Source organism: Enterobacter cloacae complex sp. IR5384 (assembly GCF_049237265.1).
Classification (GTDB): domain Bacteria; phylum Pseudomonadota; class Gammaproteobacteria; order Enterobacterales; family Enterobacteriaceae; genus Enterobacter; species Enterobacter cloacae.
On the sequence record NZ_JBMKHJ010000012.1, the window covers coordinates 19,632 to 37,094 of the forward strand.

The window sequence follows — 17,463 nt, forward strand, 5'->3', positions numbered from 1 at the left end:
AAAACGGCCCGCACTATTAAAACGCAAAACTTTAAGCAATATAAAATATATTCTCAGTTCTAACTTGTTAAGCACAGCTAAACAAGGGCAGTTAATTGCAACAAAGTCTCTAAAATAGGGTGGTGATTAACCCCCTTAGCCGCAGGTGATGGTATCGCTTAAGTTCGTGTCAGACCAGTATCACAGTATCCATGGTACAATATTTCCCACAATACGCTTTTTTTGTCTCACTTAAGTTAAATTGCAGGTTGCTAACTGCGAAACGACAAAGCACCGCTATTCGTGAGGACAAACGCCAGTACGAATGCTATAAACCTTAATGCCGACCAAAATATTAAGTTGTGGGAATAATCATGCTAAAAAATATTAGTGTCAGAACCTTCATTGTCTATTTCCTTTTGTCTCTTTTTTTGCTAAACGCAGCTGTCGTCTTTCTATTTACCGGCGCATCGTCACTCTTAATAACGCTCAATGTAATAAATGTGATTGCTCTTTTTTTACTCTGGATTTACATGACCCAATATCTTGTGACACCGATCAATACTGTGAAAAAAAGTATTGAAGAAGTCACGGCAGGGAATCTTGGCGTGACAATCCCCGAGTTTGGCAACAACTGCGCAGGGCGTTTAATTCCCGGGATTAACAGCCTTTCGGGCAATATTGCAACACTGGTCCGGGAAATCAGGGCGTCGTCACAAACCGCCATGACCTTATCGGATCAACTCTCCTCACGCAGCGCGCAGCTATCGGTGAAAACGGAGCAGCAATCGGCTTCTCTGGTGCAAACCGCAGCCAGCATGGAGCAGATGGCTGCGAGCACCAAAAACAATGCTGATAACACCCGACTCGCCAGTGAACAGGCCAATCAGGCAACGCTTCAGGCACGTAAGGGGGGCGAGCTGATGGGGCAAGTTGCTCACAATATGCAATCGATCACCGAATGCGCACAGCAAATGACGGAAATCATCTCAATGATCGACGGCATTGCCTTCCAGACCAATATCCTTGCGCTTAACGCGGCCGTTGAGGCGGCAAGGGCGGGAGACCACGGAAAAGGCTTCTCTGTGGTCGCGGAGGAGGTGCGAAATCTGGCACACCGCAGCGCGGAAGCAGCGAAGAACATCAAAACGCTGATTGATGTCACCAGCAATAACGTTACACAGGGCGTGACGGTAGTGTCAGAAGCGGAAAAAAACATGCGTGAGATTGTGGCCGGCTCCGGCAATGTCAGCCGTCTGATGGATGAAATTTCCAGTTCCACATCCGAGCAGGAGAAGGGAATTTCACAGATTACGCTGGCATTATCAGAGCTGGAAAGGGTTACGCAAAGCAATGTGGCAATGGCGGAGGAACTTAACGGATCCTCTGACGTGCTGCGCAATCAGGTTATCGAACTGCAGTCACGGACACGCAATTTCCGGCTCGACGGGGGATACGCGGCTGATAGTTCGTTATCTACACCGGTTGTTCCGCTGGCGTTCCCGCAGCGACAAGGACATTCCGCCTGAAGGGACACCGCCGTTATCCGTACAATTCCCGAGCGATTTCAGCGCCATGCGGAACATAGTGGTTGCGTAACCTCTGCCGAAAGCTAGACTGACAACGAAAAGCTAAAAGGTGGAGGCGTTGTGGAGAGCATAAAAGGGTCTGAACTGAACGTTCCTGACGCAGTGTTTGCGTGGGTGTTTGACGGTAAAGGCGGTGCCCGGCCGCTGGAAGACAACGACGTGATCGATCACGCGCATCCCTGCTGGTTACACCTGAACTATACCCATCCGGACAGCGCTGAATGGCTGGCATCCACCCCTTTACTGCCAAACAACGTGCGTGATGCCCTGGCAGGGGAAAGCCTGCGGCCACGCGTGAGCCGGATGGGTGACGGTACGTTGATCACGCTTCGCTGTATTAACGGCAGCACGGATGAACGTCCCGATCAGCTGGTGGCGATGCGCGTCTATATGGATGATGGGCTTATTGTTTCCACTCGGCAGCGTAAAGTGCTGGCGCTGGATGACGTGGTAAACGATCTGAAAGAGGGCACCGGGCCGACCGACTGCGGCAGCTGGCTGGTGGATGTCTGCGATGCGCTTACCGATCACGCGAGCGAGTTTATCGAAGAGTTGCACGATAAAATTATCGATCTGGAAGATAACCTGCTCGACCAGCAGATACCGCCGCGCGGTTTCCTGGCGTTACTGCGCAAGCAACTGATTGTGATGCGTCGCTACATGACGCCACAACGTGATGTATATGCCCGTCTGGCCAGCGAGCGTCTCAGTTGGATGAATGACGACCAGCGCCGCAGAATGCAGGACATTGCTGACAGGCTGGGACGCGGGCTGGATGAAATTGATTCCTGTATTGCCAGAACCGCAGTAATGGCGGATGAGATAGCACAGGTGATGCAGGAGTCGCTGGCCAGAAGAACCTACACGATGTCGCTGATGGCAATGGTCTTTTTACCCAGTACCTTTCTGACCGGTCTGTTTGGCGTAAACCTGGGCGGCATTCCCGGCGGTGCTTATCGCTACGGCTTTACCGCGTTTTGCGTCATGTTAGCTGCTTTGATTGGCGGTGTTGCATGGTGGTTGCATCGTAGTAAATGGTTGTAAATTTACGCTTTTTCCATCTTTTACGCGGATCAAAACGCTCTTTTAATTGAGCAAAGTCAATAAACAGAAACCGTGTAAGGTGCATTATTACTCCCGCAGGTGAATGCAACGTCAAGCGATGGGCGTTGCGCTCCATATTGTCTTACTTCCTTTTTTGAATTACTGCATAGCACAATTGATTCGTACGACGCCGACTTTAATAGTCGGCTTTTTTTTGCCTCCCGTTTCTCAGGGTCTACCCTAAAAGGGTCAATCCAAAAAACTGGAGGGAAAGATGAACCATCTACTCGCGCTGCAACGACTGCATTCACGGCAGTCCGATCCGGTCCCGACCGACCCAACGCCCATGCCCGATCCCATTCCGCGTCCGCAGCCTATGCCCGACCCGCCGCCCGATGAAGAACCGATTAAATTGTCGCATCGAACCTTGAGATCTGCGAGGATACGCGCCATCTGACCGCAAAGATGACCACGAGAGACTATTGTGACCGCTTTTTCTACCCTGAATGTTCTGCCTGCCGCCCAACTCGATAACCTCAACGAGTTGGGATACCTCACGATGACGCCTGTTCAGGCGGCCGCATTACCCGCCATTCTTGAGGGGCGCGATGTTCGCGTACAGGCAAAAACCGGCAGTGGGAAAACGGCAGCGTTCGGTCTTGGACTGTTACAGCATATTGATGCCACTCTGTTCCAGACCCAGTCTCTGGTTCTGTGCCCGACCCGCGAACTGGCTGACCAGGTCGCGGGTGAGTTGCGTCGTCTGGCGCGCTTCCTGCCCAACACCAAGATCTTAACCCTCTGCGGCGGACAGCCGTTCGGGGCGCAGCGTGATTCGCTCCAGCATGCGCCTCATATTATTGTCGCGACACCTGGCCGTCTGCTGGATCATCTGCAAAAAGGCACCGTTTCACTGGATGCCCTGCAAACGCTGGTGATGGATGAAGCGGACCGTATGCTGGACATGGGCTTCAGCGACGCGATCGACGAAGTGATCCGCTTCGCGCCGGAAGATCGTCAGACATTGTTATTCTCTGCGACTTGGCCTGACGCTATCGCTGCGATCAGCGGTCGTGTACAAAAAAATCCGCTGACGATTGAAATCGACAGCGTGGATGCGCTGCCTGCCATCGAGCAGCAGTTCTTTGAAACCTCGCAGCAGGGCAAAATCCCGCTTCTGCAGAAATTGCTGAGCCAGCACCAGCCTGCCTCCTGCGTGGTGTTTTGTAATACCAAAAAAGATTGCCAGGCGGTGTGTGATGCCCTGAATGCCGCCGGGCAAAGCGCGCTGTCATTGCATGGCGATCTGGAACAGCGCGATCGTGACCAGACGCTGGTTCGCTTCGCGAACGGCAGCGCCCGTGTGCTGGTTGCAACCGATGTCGCCGCACGCGGGCTGGACATTAAATCGCTGGAGCTGGTTGTTAACTACGAACTGGCCTGGGATCCAGAAGTACACGTTCACCGCATTGGGCGCACCGCACGTGCCGGAAACAGCGGGCTGGCCATTAGCTTCTGCGCGCCGGAAGAGGCGCAGCGTGCCAATATCTTGTCTGAAATGCTGCAGATAAAGCTTAACTGGGTGAACACTCCGGGGAACGTTCGCGTTGTGCCACTCGAAGCCGAAATGGCGACGCTGTGCATTGATGGCGGTAAAAAAGCCAAGATGCGTCCAGGCGACGTATTAGGCGCGCTGACAGGGGACATGGGACTGGATGGCGCCGATATCGGCAAGATTACCGTTCATCCGGCACACGTATATGTGGCAATCCGCCAGGCGGTTGCGCATAAGGCATGGAAGCAGCTGCAAAACGGGAAAATTAAAGGCAAAACCTGCCGGGTCAGATTGCTGAAATAAGCGGCAGAAAAAACGCGTCTCAGACGGACTCTGAGACGCGACAGGATTATTTCACTTCAAGTACGTTCAGGCGCAGCTCGTCAAACTGATTATCATCCTCTTCCGGCTGCCAGCCCGCTGGCTGCATGGGGATCTCTTCCCGGTCAAACGCCAGATCGCCGCCATTCACCACCTCTGAATCATGGTTGATGCCTTTGAAGTCAAACAGCTCAACATCCGCAAGGTGAGAAGGCACCACGTTCTGCATTGCGCTGAACATGGTTTCGATGCGCCCTGGATAACGTTTATCCCAGTCACGCAGCATGTCACCAATGACCTGGCGCTGCAGGTTCGGCTGAGATCCACACAGGTTACATGGGATAATCGGGAAAGCTTTCGCCTGGGAGAAGCGTTCAATGTCCTTCTCGCGGCAATAGGCGAGAGGGCGGATGACAATGTGTTTGCCGTCATCGCTCATCAGCTTAGGCGGCATGCCTTTCATCTTCCCGCCGTAGAACATGTTCAGGAACAGCGTTTGCAGGATATCGTCGCGGTGATGACCCAGCGCAATTTTGGTGGCGCCCAGCTCCGTCGCGGTCCGGTACAGAATGCCACGACGCAGACGAGAGCAGAGAGAGCAGGTGGTTTTACCCTCCGGGATCTTCTCTTTTACGATACCGTAGGTATTTTCTTCGACGATTTTGTACTCAACACCCAGCTTATCGAGATATTCCGGCAGGATATGCTCAGGGAAACCCGGCTGTTTCTGGTCAAGGTTTACGGCCACCAGGGAGAATTTCACCGGCGCGCTCTGCTGAAGATTACGCAGGATCTCCAGCATGGTGTAGCTGTCTTTACCCCCTGACAGGCAAACCATGATGCGGTCGCCTTCTTCAATCATATTGAAGTCTGCAATGGCTTCGCCCACATTACGGCGCAGCCGCTTCTGCAGCTTGTTCAGGTTGTACTGTTCTTTCTTTGTATTTGATTGATTGTCTTGCATTTATTGCTACCTTCGGAGCCAGCAGGGGCAAAAGTTTTCAGCGTGCCGGCTAATCGTTAAGCATCAGCACCTGTTCGCCATTCATTTTCCACGCATTCTATGCCGCAACTGTCTGGCTATGAAAGATGGGTTAACGCCGGCAGTCAATGCCAGCGGGCAAAAGTATGTCGCGTATGGTACGGATTCCGGCGGCGAATACCAGCACGTTTTACAGCGATGAAGGATCTTGTGCCGGCTTGCGGTAAAACGTAATCGGCTTTCTGTTCGCCATCAGCGAGACGTGGTCGTTAAAACAGATAACATACGGTGGGTAAGGGCAGGCAAGCTCCGCTCAATAAAATGGCGGAGCCAGTAAAACGGAAGGACAGATCAGGTGGTTACTTTTCTACAATCTCTTTCACATCCGATTGATGGATCTGATGAATGCTGCCATCTGCATCTTTGTATGAAATTAAACCGGTGTCTTTATCTCGCTCTGGTTTTCCATGTGTGGTCATCATATGTCCATCTTTGGTCGATATAACATAATCACTTGAGCACCCTGTTATTGCTAACGCGACACCTAATGCCAAAAATGCAAAAATACCACCCTTCATATTAACCTCTAATTAACTTTATAGTTACAATCGTTTTAATACAGCATTATTTAACAACAGTGAATTGCAACGCTTCGTCAACGAAAGGGAATTTCCATTTTAAGCAAAAAAGAGCAATAAACGGCCACAGCGTACCCGTATATGTGGCGTTTAATCTTGTGCTTCTATTTGAAATCCGTTTTTTATAGATGTAATCCTTTATGACTATTTCACGTTGCTCTTCATTCGCATCAGTATTGATTTAACTTGTATCGCTGCTTATTATCTTGCGTTTTAGCGTATGGGAATGTGAAGCTCGCATGCGACTTTACTGACGTGCTGGCAGCTAGGATTAGACAATCACTGGCGAACGATTCCCTTAAGATGATATCCCACTGGAAGGGTTGAAAGTGTTTAATTTAAGTACTTTTGGTTTTATGATTTTATTGTGCTCAGGGTGTAGTTCTGATGTGGTTATCACTCCTCCGGAAAAACCGGTTTATAAGCCAATGCCTGATATAACGCAATCTGTAACACCGTCTCAGCAACGGGCGATCATGGCTGGTGAACGTCCCGACTAGACAGACAGAGCACCGGTCACCATGACCAGGCGTTATTGATTTCTGCTTATCATCTTCAGGCTGCATAGCGCAGCGACTTCATAAGTAGTAGATAACAACCCAGGACCTCACGATGGGGTCCTGCATGCTGATACGTAGTTTTAGCGTGACCTGCACGAATAGCCACTTAAACTGCACTGTGTTGAGAGTCTATTCATCTTCAGGCTATTAAGCTGTTTTCCCCGTACAAAGCAGGAGGGAAACGGTGATGGCTGTTTTAAAAGTATGTCTTTTAGTTGGGTGCTTCCTGGCGGGTTGTGTCTTATATCTTCATCTTTTTACATCAATGAAGGAAGCATGCATAAAAGATACGGCAGGAGAAGTGTTTCACGTGCGTCAGGTTGAAAATGCTACTGATTGTCAGTCTTTTAACTGGAGCACGTATATACAGTGTGGCTACTTTTAGTCGTAACTATAACAAATGTTCAACATGCACAAAGCGAAAACTTATATGCGTTGAAAGAAACTGCAATCAGTAAATATTAAGATTTATCTGCTTCTGTTTTATTCATTTCTTTGTGGGTTGGGATATGTTAACGGATGGTTGGATAACAGGGTGGAATAAAGTTAAAAATAAAATAAACATAATGAACGGAACAGGGCAAAAAAATATTTTTCGCGAGTGGTTAGATATTCGTTGAAGTAACACAACATACCCTTAATACCGTTGTGCAGTGGTTCCTTTAAAACTGTACGTTATGCTCAACGGCTCTCATTATTAAGGCTCCCGTATGCAAACTGACAAAGACCTTTCCACCTGGCTCACGTTTCGCCGTCTTTGGCCTATAATATCGCCTTTTAAGAAAGGGCTATTGGTTGCGGCATTAGCATTAATGATAAATGCCGCCTGCGATCCTTTTATGCTGTCTTTGCTAAAGCCGTTAATGGATGATGGCGTGGGCAAAATGGACCGCTCTGTCATGTTATGGATGCCGGTTGTGGTTATCGGATTGATGACGCTACGCGGTATTACCAGCTTCATCTCCAGCTATTGCGTTTCCTGGGTCTCGGGCAAAGTGGTGATGGATGTGCGCCGGAAATTGTTCCGCCATTTGATGGGCATGCCTGTGTCGTTTTTTGACAAACAGTCAACCGGGACGTTGCTGTCGCGTATTACCTATGATTCCGAACAAGTCGCATCTTCGTCATCAGGTACGCTGATAACGGTCATCCGTGAGGGCGCGTCAATTATCGGCTTGTTCGCCATGATGTTCTACTATAGCTGGCAGCTCTCAATCATCCTGATTGTACTGGCACCTGTTATATCCGTGACTATTCGTATGGTGTCCAAACGCTTTCGCACTATCAGTAAAAGCATGCAGAATACGATGGGGCAGGTCACGGCGAGTGCTGAGCAGATGCTTAAAGGCCATAAAGAAGTATTGATTTTCGGCGGTCAGGACGTTGAAACAAAACGCTTTGATAAGGTCAGCAATAAGATGCGTTTGCAGGGAATGAAAATGATGTCCGCATCGTCAATCTCCGATCCTGTTATTCAGCTTATTGCTTCCCTGGCACTTGCGTTTGTTCTTTATGCTGCCAGCTTCCCGAGTGTTATGGCGACCCTGACGGCGGGAACGATTAGCGTCGTTTTCACATCGATGATTGCATTGATGCGGCCTCTTAAATCCCTGACCAATGTGAACGCACAGTTCCAGCGCGGGATGGCCGCTTGCCAGACGCTGTTCACTATTCTTGATTCCGAACAGGAAAAAGATGAAGGTAAGCGTGTACTTGAACGCGCAAAAGCGGACGTGGCGTTTCGCAATGTGACGTTTACCTATCCGGGACGTGAGGCCCCAGCGCTACGCAATATCAGCCTGAACATACCTGCCGGTAAGACCGTTGCCCTTGTCGGACGTTCCGGCTCGGGTAAATCAACCATCGCCAGCCTGATGACGCGATTTTATGATATTGATGAAGGTGAAATTCTGCTGGACGGCCACGACCTGCGAGAATATACCCTTCAGTCGCTTCGTAACCAGGTGGCGCTGGTTTCGCAAAATGTCCACCTGTTCAACGACACGGTTGCCAACAACATCGCCTACGGTCGTAAGGAGCAGTACACCCGTGACCAGATCGAGAATGCCGCGCGTATGGCAAATGCGATGGACTTTATCAACAAGATGGATAACGGTCTTGATACCATCATCGGTGAAAACGGGGTACTGCTTTCTGGTGGGCAACGGCAACGTATCGCTATTGCACGCGCACTGTTGCGGGACAGTCCAATACTCATCCTTGATGAAGCAACGTCAGCCCTGGATACGGAATCGGAACGCGCTATACAGTCTGCACTCGAGGAACTGCAAAAGAACCGTACGTCACTGGTGATTGCGCATCGTCTGTCGACTGTCGAAAAAGCTGACGAAATCATTGTTGTTGAAGATGGCGTTATCGTTGAACGCGGAAGCCATGCGGAATTGGTGACTCACAATGGGGTGTACGCACAGCTTCACAAAATGCAATTCGGTGCGTCAAACAATTAAGTCACATTCACGCTTTTACCCCGCTTGCAAAAGCGGGGTATCCCGTAATGTCACCCAAACCTGATTCATGCGCAAGATACCGTATAATGCCTTCTCTGAATACGCTTACATATCCTGTGATTGGACCTAACACATTGAATAAATTTTGTTTTTTTCTGCTGCTCTGTACTGCTATCGGCAGTCTCTTTTCCGCCTGGCCCGTAGCCATATGGTTCCTGCTCATTAACGTCCTGACTATGGTTATTTACGGCGCCGATAAAATGGCAGCACGGAAAGGAATGCGCAGAATACCTGAAGTAACCTTACTGGTCTTCGGCGTTGTGGGCGGGTGGCCCGGCGCCATTATGGGTCAACAGATCTTTCGCCATAAAACGCAAAAGCAGCCGTTCAAAACCTGGTTTTTGATGTCTGTGGTCGTGAGCATCTTGGCCACGTTGGCGCTGTATCATTTTGGTTTTGTTGTTCGCTATTGAGCATCATTACTGCCAATAGTAGTAGGCCAAATCCTGGTGGGTTGCTGTTTTTTGTCCGTTCTGAATAATACGTGCAACAACACGGACGACAGCATCTCATGAAAATAAAATGTATTATGCTGGCAGCGCTGATGTTTTATTCAGCGCCTGGCTGGTCGACGTTTCAGGAGCGGGAATATAATACCTGGTATATAAAAAATGCCGTTCTTTATGACATGACGCAGACGTCGGAAGGTTTTCCGGTAATGGTCAGCGTATCTCAGCCCGGGAAAAAATCCGCTAATCTGGTGGTTTCATACATCACCGAAGGTCAATGCGGAAAAAATACGCTGCCGCTTAATGTGAATGGTAAAGTGCTGCCCGCCAGATATTACTGTGTTCAGGTTGGGTCGAACAGAATTGAACATTTTTCAGTGGTCGATGCAACCAGCGTCAATGCCCTGGTGACGCATCTGAATTCAGATTTCACCCTTCTCCTGCAAAACGATATCAAGATTTGGGCCGCAAATATCAAATCGCCGAAATACGGTCTGACACCGCGTTTTTAAAATCCTGCTACGCTTGTTTGTGGTATCAGGAGCATGAACATGAAGAACAAAGATGAACAAACCGGGTTAGTTGGGCTGGCGATTGGTGCTGCCGTTATCGGGCTTGTTTCGGCACAGAAACCGATCGATCGTAACAGCATTGTTGATGAACTGCTAAGACTCGGCAGGCAAAAGGGTGACGGCGTGGAGGATGAGGTGTTCGTCAAGGCCGCTGAGCTGGTAAGAAAAGGGGTGTAAACGATGGCAGAAATCCGTCATGCCCGATGCCATTGTGGTGCAGTGGCATTCACCGTTGCGTTAACCGATGGGTTAAATACCGCCCGTCGCTGTAGCTGTTCTTTTTGTCGGATGAGAGGGGCGGTTGTGGTCTCTGCACCGTTAACCGGTATAACCGTCACCAAAGGCGAGGATAAACTTACGGAGTACCGCTTTAACACCGGTACAGCCCGGCATTTCTTCTGCTCGGTCTGCGGGATTTATACCTTCCATCAGCGGCGTTCTAATCCCAATGAATACGGTGTAAATGTCGCCTGTTTTGAAAACGTCTCTCCGTTCGATTTCCCGGAAGTGACGGTGATGGATGGGGTTAACCATCCTGCGGATGGCGAAAGTGGAGTCTTTGGCTATCTCTCTTTTCGCAAACGCGCGCCAACGCAAGCGTCCTAGCCGCCTGGCCACATTGTGCTAACGCTGGCTATAGTGGGAAGTGGGTATCTTAAAGAGGAGACATTATGCTTAGTGTTGAAAAAGACGACCCACGTGAGGCGCCTGAATCAGGGGATAAAAAGCCTCAGCCCGTGAAAAAATAGCATTCACGAAGGGTATCACGGCCACCGGCACTGCTGGTGGCTTTTTGTTTTCAAAGGCTCACTGTTAATGCCTGTCGAGATGATTTAAGAGCGTGCCGAGGTGCCCAACAATATCGCGGAAATCGAAAATTAACGCCATCCACAAACACGCTAAAAGAGCCAGTAGGGCAAGGGATACACGACCAAACAACACAGTTATCCTTAATGATGAGGGGGATATCTGCGCAGTCTAACCCGCAGTCTTTCAACTTATCCTCAACAATCTCGCGATAGCGTGCTGTTGTGCGACTAACCTCAAAAAAAGTGAGCCCGCATGATGCTGCGGGCTCTGATCATCAGAACTGGTAAACCAGGCCTAATGCAACGACATCATCGGTACCGATACCGTTGTTTTTGTAGAAGCTGTCATCTTCATCCAGCAGGTTGATTTTATAATCCACATAGGTGGACATGTTTTTGTTGAAGTAATAGGTTGCGCCTACGTCGGCATATTTAACCAGGTCCTGATCGCCCTGACCGTTGCCCAGGTCTTTACCTTTCGACTGCAGGTAGGAAATTGCCGGACGCAGACCAAAATCGAACTGGTATTGTGCGGTAACTTCGACGTTCTGGGTTTTATTCGCCACGGCGCTTTCATTGTCGCCGTAAGGGGTCATATTGCGGGTTTCAGAATACATGGCCGCCAGATAGATATTGTTGGCGTCATATTTCAGACCCGCGGTCCAGGCATCCGCTTTATCCCCGCCCGCGGTGGTATTTCTCACCTGATCGTTGGTACGGTCGGAAGAGGTATAGGCCGCCCCCGCTGAAATTCCCATACCGAAATCATAGGTGGTAGAAATACCGAAGCCGTCACCGTTCTCATGACGCGTGTCGCGACCATTATTGGTCCCTTCCTGGTTATTGCTGGCATCTTCGTTATTACCCTGATACTGCAGAGCAAAGTTCAGACCCGGCACCAGGCCATAGAAATCGGTGTTGCGGTAGGTTGCTACGCCATTGGCACGACCGGTCATAAAGTTATCGGCATAGGTGTAAGAGTCGCCGCCGAACTCTGGCAGCATATCGGTCCAGCCTTCCACGTCGTACAGAACGCCATAGTTACGGCCGTAGTCAAAGGAACCGTAGTCACCCACTTTCACACCGGCGAAGGCCAGACGTGTCCAGGACTGGTTGTCAGACCCTTCGGTGTTATTTGCCTGAATGTTGTATTCCCACTGTGCGTAGCCGGTCATCATGTCGTTGATCTGGGTTTCGCCCTTGAAACCCAAACGCATATAGGTCTGATCGCCGTCTTTAGACGTGTCATCAGAGAAGTAGTGCAAACCATCTACTTTTCCGTACAGATCTAATTTATTGCCATCCTTATTATAAATCTCTGCTGCATGCGCAGCGCCAGCCATTAACAGAGCCGGAATCATCAGGGCCAGTACTTTTCTTTGCATTATGGTATTCCTTTGCGGTTGTTTTTATTTAATTACCTGTTGAACTTTCCTTTGCGGAGAGTTGTCACATGCTAAATCACTCCGCTGAAAGAGTAATAAATTATAATTGTTACGAAGTGAGTAAAATCTAAAGGGAATTCTTCTGCGGTAATGTTAATTTGTTTGATGAATGTTTTAGTGAAAAACATAATAAATTAAAATTATTAATCATGCAGTAAATCAGGTAATGTCTGCCCCGTTATATGCCTTTAAGATTATTATCCATAATTCCCATGAATATCATTTATTCATTTAACGTGATGCTCAGGGATTATTTGGTCTGGCCCGGTGTGAATACACCGGGCTTTTTTTATGGCATAAAAATGCCCGGACAAGCCGGGCATGGGGATTATTCGCTGGTGGATTTTTCCGCTTTCCCGGCCATTTGCGCCAGGAAGTCGTACCGTTTTTGCAGATCGGCGGCGGCATCTTTCCACAACTGCTCAGCCACCTCTGGTTGTTGCGCATTGAGGCGACGGAAGCGTTGCTCCTGCAGCAGTGTCTCAGCCAGGGCATCTGACGGAGGGCGTGAATCGAGCGCCAGCGGCAGCTTGCCTTCCTCTGCCCGGCGAGGATCAAAGCGGTACAGCGGCCAGAAGCCCGTGGCGGTCAACTGACGCATCTGGTCGTGGCTGAGCGCCAGATCGTAACCATGCTCTTCGCAAGGGCTGTAGGCGATGATAAGCGATGGGCCCGGATACGCTTCCGCCTCCTGAATCGCTTTCACCGTCTGGTTAAGCTGCGCGCCGAGTGAGATTTGCGCAACGTACACGTGGCCATACATCATCATGCTGACGCCGAGATCTTTACGCGCCTTGCGTTTCCCGTGTTCGCCAAATTTTGTTACCGCTCCTAACGGCGTGGCTTTTGATGCTTGTCCGCCGGTATTGGAATAACACTGGGTATCCAGCACCAGGATGTTCACGTTCTCGGTCAGGCTCAACACATGATCCAGCCCGCCAAAGCCAATGTCATACGCCCAGCCATCGCCGCCAATCAGCCAGATCGATTTTTCAACCAGGGCGTCAGCGTCGGTCACCAGTTGTTCTGCGCCGTCAACGCCCTGAAGGGCATTACGAAGCGCCGTAACCTGTTCGCGACGAACCTCAGGGGTGGCTTCAGCGTGCAGCGCAGCGTGCAGGTCGGCAGGGATGTTATCGGCAAACTGATCCAGCAGGCGCATCACGCGTGCGCGGTGCTGATCCACCGTTAAGCGGAAGCCAAGACCAAATTCGGCGTTATCCTCAAACAGCGAATTCGCCCATGCCGGGCCGCGACCGTTGGCGTCGGTGGTGTATGGGGTGGACGGCAGGTTACCGCCATAAATAGACGAACAGCCGGTCGCGTTGGCGATCAGCATCCGGTCACCGTACAGCTGCGTCAGCAGTTTGATGTACGGTGTTTCCCCGCAGCCGGAGCAGGCGCCAGAGTATTCGAACAGCGGCGTGATCAACTGTGAGGTACGGATATCAATACGCTCCAGCTTGCTCCGATCGATTTCCGGCAGGTTCAGGAAGAAGTCATAATTCACTTTCTCTTCTTCCACGTGTTCCAGCCGCGACATCATATTGATGGCTTTGATTTCCGGGTTCTGTCGGTCTTTGGCCGGGCAGACCTCAACGCAGAGGTTACAGCCGGTGCAATCTTCTGGTGCAACCTGCAGAACGTATTTCTGTCCGCGCATATCGCGGGATTTCACATCCAGCGAATGCAGGCTGGATGGGGCCGATTCCATCGCGTCCGGAGAAACGACTTTGGCCCGGATGGCAGAGTGCGGGCACGCTGCCACACAGTGATTGCACTGGGTACACAGCTCTTCCTTCCAGATTGGGATCTCTTCGGCGATGTTGCGTTTTTCCCAGCGGGTGGTGCCCATCGGCCAGGTGCCATCCGGCGGCAGGGCGGAGACGGGAAGGGCATCGCCCAGCCCCGCCAGCATGGCCGCCGTTACGGTTTTAACAAAATCTGGAGCCGCATCAGAAACCACCGGAGGACGGTTCGGGCTGCTGGCATTCACCGGCTGGAGCGGTACTTCAGACAGCGACTCGCGCGCCAGCGCCAGGGCTTGCCAGTTGCGTTCAACCAATTCCTGGCCTTTACTGCTGTAACTTTTGGCGATCGCGCCCTGCAGTTCCATTAAGGCGCTGTCGCCCGGCAGAATGTTTGTCAGGTGGAAGAACGCCATCTGCATGACGGTGTTGATGCGCGCGGCAAGACCACATTCGCGGGCGATCTTCGCCGCGTTAATGACAAAAAGCCGCGCTTTTTTCTGATTAAGCACCGCCTGCACTTCCTGCGGCAGGCGCGCCCAGACTTCATCCGCACTGTACGGTGTGTTGAGCAGGAAAATACCGCCAGGTTTGAGACGTTCGGCCATCTGGTATTTATCGATAAACTGCAGCTGGTGACAGCCGACAAAATCAGCCTGCGAAATGAGATACGCGGAGCGGATAGGGTGTTCGCTGACGCGCAGATGGGACACGGTCAGCCCGCCGGCTTTCTTGGAGTCGTAGACGAAATAACCCTGTGCATACCACGGTGTGGAATTACCGATGATCTTGATGTTGTTCTTGGTTGCCGAAACGCTGCCGTCGCTGCCCAGACCGTAGAACAGTGCCTCAAGTTTCGCGCCGGAGGGCAGGGTGTTTTCCGGCAAGGCCAGTGAGAGATGAGTGACATCGTCATAAATACCGACCGTAAAGCGAGGCTTCGGCTTCGTTTCACTCAGCTCATTAAACACCGCCAGCACGCAATCCGGACCGAACTCTTTGGACGACAAACCATAACGCCCGCCAATGACACGCGGCAGCGTTTCGCGCTCGCCGTTACTGAAGGCTTCCGCCAGTGCGGTCATGACGTCCAGATACAGCGGTTCTGCGTGTGCGCCAGGCTCTTTGGTACGATCGAGCACGGCCACGCTTCGTGCGCTCTCCGGCAGCGCAGAGAGCAGATGTTTCGCTGAGAACGGGCGGAAGAGGCGAACTTTCAACACCCCAACTTTCTCGCCGCGCGTCAGCAGTTCATCCACGACTTCTTCACAGGTGCCAATGGCTGAACCCATCAGCACAATCACGCGTTCCGCCTGTGGATGGCCATAATATTCAAACGGTTTATATTCCCGTCCGGTGGCGGCAGCGAAATCGTTCATCGCCTGTTCCACATGGTTGTACACCGCGTTGTACCACGGGTTCGTCGCCTCGCGGGACTGGAAGTAAGTATCCGGGTTGGCCGATGTCCCGCGGATCACCGGATGTTCCGGGTTGAGTGCGCGGGCGCGATGGGCATAAATGTCCGCCTGCGGCAGAAGCGAGAGAAGGGTGTCGTCTGCCAGCGGCACGATTTTGTTGATTTCGTGGGAGGTGCGGAAACCATCAAAGAAGTGAATAAACGGCACGCGGCTTTTCAGCGTTGCGATATGGGAAATTAACGCGAAATCCTGGGCCTCCTGGACGCTGCTGGCGCACAGCATGGCGCAGCCGGTCTGACGCACGGCCATCACGTCGGAGTGATCGCCAAAAATGGAGAGCGCGTGGGTAGCAACGGTTCGTGCCGCGACGTGCAGGACAAACGGGGTAAGTTGACCGGCCAGTTTGTACAGCGTCGGGATCATCAGCAGCAATCCCTGCGAGGAGGTGAACGATGTGGAGAGCGCCCCCGTCTGCAGCGCACCATGCACCGCGGCAATCGCACCCGCTTCGGACTGCATTTCGACGACTCTCGGGACATCGCCCCAGACATTTTTTAACCCGTTTCCTGCCCAGGCATCTGCCTGTTCAGCCATTGTAGAGCTTGGCGTAATCGGGTAGATGGCGATAACTTCGCTGGTGCGAAACGCGACTGACGCGACTGCACCATTACCGTCAATAGTTTGCATAGGACGACACCCTTACATTGCGCAAAAAAAGAGGGGTCCGTAAACCTGGTCAGACCCTGAATATTATTCCCTTATTTTAGCAAAGGCCGGATTTTGCGATTTTCGCATTTGTGTCCTCGGTATTCTCACCATCAATGAGTAGATCAAACTTTTGGCGAAAAACCCTTCTAAATCTTAAATAATTCAGTTCCAGTATTCATAAGTCGCTGTCATGGCTGCTTTATGTTTGTACTCAAAAGCCTTGCCTTTGTCGTTATCTGGTGAGGAGATAGTGATGTCGATATCCGCCTGGATACATTCCCCGTTAGTGTCCCATTCCTTACAGGTATTCACCGTTTTTTCGATAGTGTAATAGGTCTCGGTGTTCGTCCAGGTCAGCTGGCGACCTGCATCATCGTAAACATACTCATCCACGACGTTAGGTGTGTACCTTTTTGTCAGGCGATGATGCGTGTCGTACTCGTACTCCGTGCGGTAATTCTCAATCGCCAGGTTACTTTTGTTTTCTGAACGGGTAAGAGCCCCTGTTGTATTGAGGGTATACAGAATGGTGCCCATGCTGGTTCGATCTTTCTCCCCCGGCGTTGTGGCAGTAATGATGCCGCGGTTAACTGCTTTACTGATAATCCCTTTTTTGTTTAGCAAATACATACCTTCAACATTATGACGGAATAACAGTGTCGATTTTTGGTTGCGCTTGTCCGTTCCGATGCCTTTGCCATCGACAAGGATGCGCCAGCCGTAATCCGCTTTACTGAGTTTTATCGCACTGGTAATCACAAGAACAGATTGAGGATAGGTTGCTGTTTTTACCTCCAGCATACTGCCGCCAAGAAGTTCGCCACAGCGGTTGTAACTCGCATTTATTGTTGTACGGATGTAACCGTCCGGACTCTCAATCCTGGTCTCAATCGTTTTAGGTATTGCTCCATTAATTTGCTGTTGCAGTAGGATGAAATTATTGGTTTTATTTTTGTTTACGCTTTCGGGTGAGCACTGCTCAGCCCGGGCATGAAAAGAACACAGCGCGAGCACGGCTACGCAAAACGACTTATTGTAAATCGGCATTGATTATTATCCTTATGAACCAGCCTGTTAACGCAATCCCAAAGAGTAAGGCAGTAATATACTGCCAACAG

15 protein-coding genes and 1 pseudogene are annotated in these 17,463 nt (G+C 50.8%); 10 read left to right on the plus strand and 6 right to left on the minus strand.

Features of this window, described 5'->3' with window-relative positions; translation table 11 throughout:
* The first annotated feature begins 353 nt into the window (after positions 1–353).
* From ACOTX3_RS11950 to dbpA, 4 genes are all read left to right on the plus strand, one after another.
* On the plus strand, positions 354–1,508 hold the full coding sequence (locus ACOTX3_RS11950; RefSeq protein WP_065187069.1) for a methyl-accepting chemotaxis protein: 1,155 nt from the start codon (positions 354–356) through the stop codon (positions 1,506–1,508).
* Positions 1,509–1,628: 120 nt separating this feature from the next.
* The gene (zntB, locus tag ACOTX3_RS11955) at positions 1,629–2,612 is read left to right on the plus strand and encodes a zinc transporter ZntB (RefSeq protein ID WP_029882921.1); all 984 of its coding nucleotides are present in this window, start codon (positions 1,629–1,631) and stop codon (positions 2,610–2,612) included.
* Between the two features lie 292 nt (positions 2,613–2,904).
* Positions 2,905–3,069 (plus strand): hypothetical protein, encoded by a 165-nt coding sequence (locus ACOTX3_RS11960; protein WP_306458808.1) that lies wholly within the window; start codon positions 2,905–2,907, stop codon positions 3,067–3,069.
* Positions 3,070–3,096: 27 nt separating this feature from the next.
* Entirely contained in the window at positions 3,097–4,470 is a 1,374-nt protein-coding gene (gene dbpA / locus ACOTX3_RS11965; RefSeq protein ID WP_045903055.1) for an ATP-dependent RNA helicase DbpA, read from the plus strand.
* 46 nt (positions 4,471–4,516) lie between these two features.
* Here dbpA and ttcA read toward each other — a convergent pair whose 3' ends face one another.
* The 3 genes and pseudogenes from ttcA to ACOTX3_RS11980 form a co-directional block, all read right to left on the minus strand.
* On the minus strand, positions 4,517–5,452 hold the full coding sequence (gene ttcA / locus ACOTX3_RS11970; RefSeq protein WP_013096454.1) for a tRNA 2-thiocytidine(32) synthetase TtcA: 936 nt from the start codon (positions 5,450–5,452) through the stop codon (positions 4,517–4,519).
* Between the two features lie 49 nt (positions 5,453–5,501).
* Positions 5,502–5,736, minus strand: a pseudogene (locus ACOTX3_RS11975) (site-specific integrase); the annotation flags it as partial.
* Positions 5,737–5,829: 93 nt separating this feature from the next.
* Complete coding sequence (locus ACOTX3_RS11980) at positions 5,830–6,048, minus strand: YgdI/YgdR family lipoprotein (protein WP_032618552.1); 219 nt, start codon at positions 6,046–6,048, stop codon at positions 5,830–5,832.
* A gap of 1,330 nt (positions 6,049–7,378) precedes the next feature.
* Here ACOTX3_RS11980 and msbA point away from each other — a divergent pair.
* The 6 genes from msbA to ACOTX3_RS12010 all read left to right on the plus strand — a co-directional run bounded on the left by msbA (position 7,379) and on the right by ACOTX3_RS12010 (position 10,966).
* Positions 7,379–9,136 (plus strand): lipid A ABC transporter ATP-binding protein/permease MsbA, encoded by a 1,758-nt coding sequence (msbA, locus tag ACOTX3_RS11985; RefSeq protein WP_058679479.1) that lies wholly within the window; start codon positions 7,379–7,381, stop codon positions 9,134–9,136.
* 86 nt (positions 9,137–9,222) lie between these two features.
* The gene (locus ACOTX3_RS11990) at positions 9,223–9,609 is read left to right on the plus strand and encodes a DUF1294 domain-containing protein (protein WP_048972250.1); all 387 of its coding nucleotides are present in this window, start codon (positions 9,223–9,225) and stop codon (positions 9,607–9,609) included.
* Between the two features lie 98 nt (positions 9,610–9,707).
* Positions 9,708–10,157, plus strand: a complete 450-nt coding sequence (locus ACOTX3_RS11995; protein WP_048972251.1) for a hypothetical protein — start codon at positions 9,708–9,710, stop codon at positions 10,155–10,157.
* A 39-nt stretch (positions 10,158–10,196) separates the two neighbouring features.
* Positions 10,197–10,394, plus strand: a complete 198-nt coding sequence (locus ACOTX3_RS12000; RefSeq protein ID WP_013096459.1) for a hypothetical protein — start codon at positions 10,197–10,199, stop codon at positions 10,392–10,394.
* Between the two features lie 3 nt (positions 10,395–10,397).
* Positions 10,398–10,823 (plus strand): GFA family protein, encoded by a 426-nt coding sequence (locus ACOTX3_RS12005; protein WP_045294236.1) that lies wholly within the window; start codon positions 10,398–10,400, stop codon positions 10,821–10,823.
* Positions 10,824–10,888: 65 nt separating this feature from the next.
* Complete coding sequence (locus ACOTX3_RS12010; protein WP_223232805.1) at positions 10,889–10,966, plus strand: hypothetical protein; 78 nt, start codon at positions 10,889–10,891, stop codon at positions 10,964–10,966.
* A 335-nt stretch (positions 10,967–11,301) separates the two neighbouring features.
* Here the strand turns inward: ACOTX3_RS12010 and ompC are convergent, their stop codons facing one another.
* The 3 genes from ompC to ACOTX3_RS12025 all read right to left on the minus strand — a co-directional run bounded on the left by ompC (position 11,302) and on the right by ACOTX3_RS12025 (position 17,392).
* Positions 11,302–12,411 carry a porin OmpC gene (gene ompC, locus ACOTX3_RS12015; protein ID WP_127869036.1) on the minus strand — a complete coding sequence of 370 codons (1,110 nt, stop codon included), beginning with the start codon at positions 12,409–12,411 and terminating at the stop codon, positions 11,302–11,304.
* Between the two features lie 388 nt (positions 12,412–12,799).
* Entirely contained in the window at positions 12,800–16,324 is a 3,525-nt protein-coding gene (nifJ, locus tag ACOTX3_RS12020) for a pyruvate:ferredoxin (flavodoxin) oxidoreductase (protein WP_421631618.1), read from the minus strand.
* Positions 16,325–16,507: 183 nt separating this feature from the next.
* Positions 16,508–17,392 (minus strand): hypothetical protein, encoded by an 885-nt coding sequence (locus ACOTX3_RS12025; protein ID WP_014832090.1) that lies wholly within the window; start codon positions 17,390–17,392, stop codon positions 16,508–16,510.
* Positions 17,393–17,463: the final 71 nt, after the last annotated feature.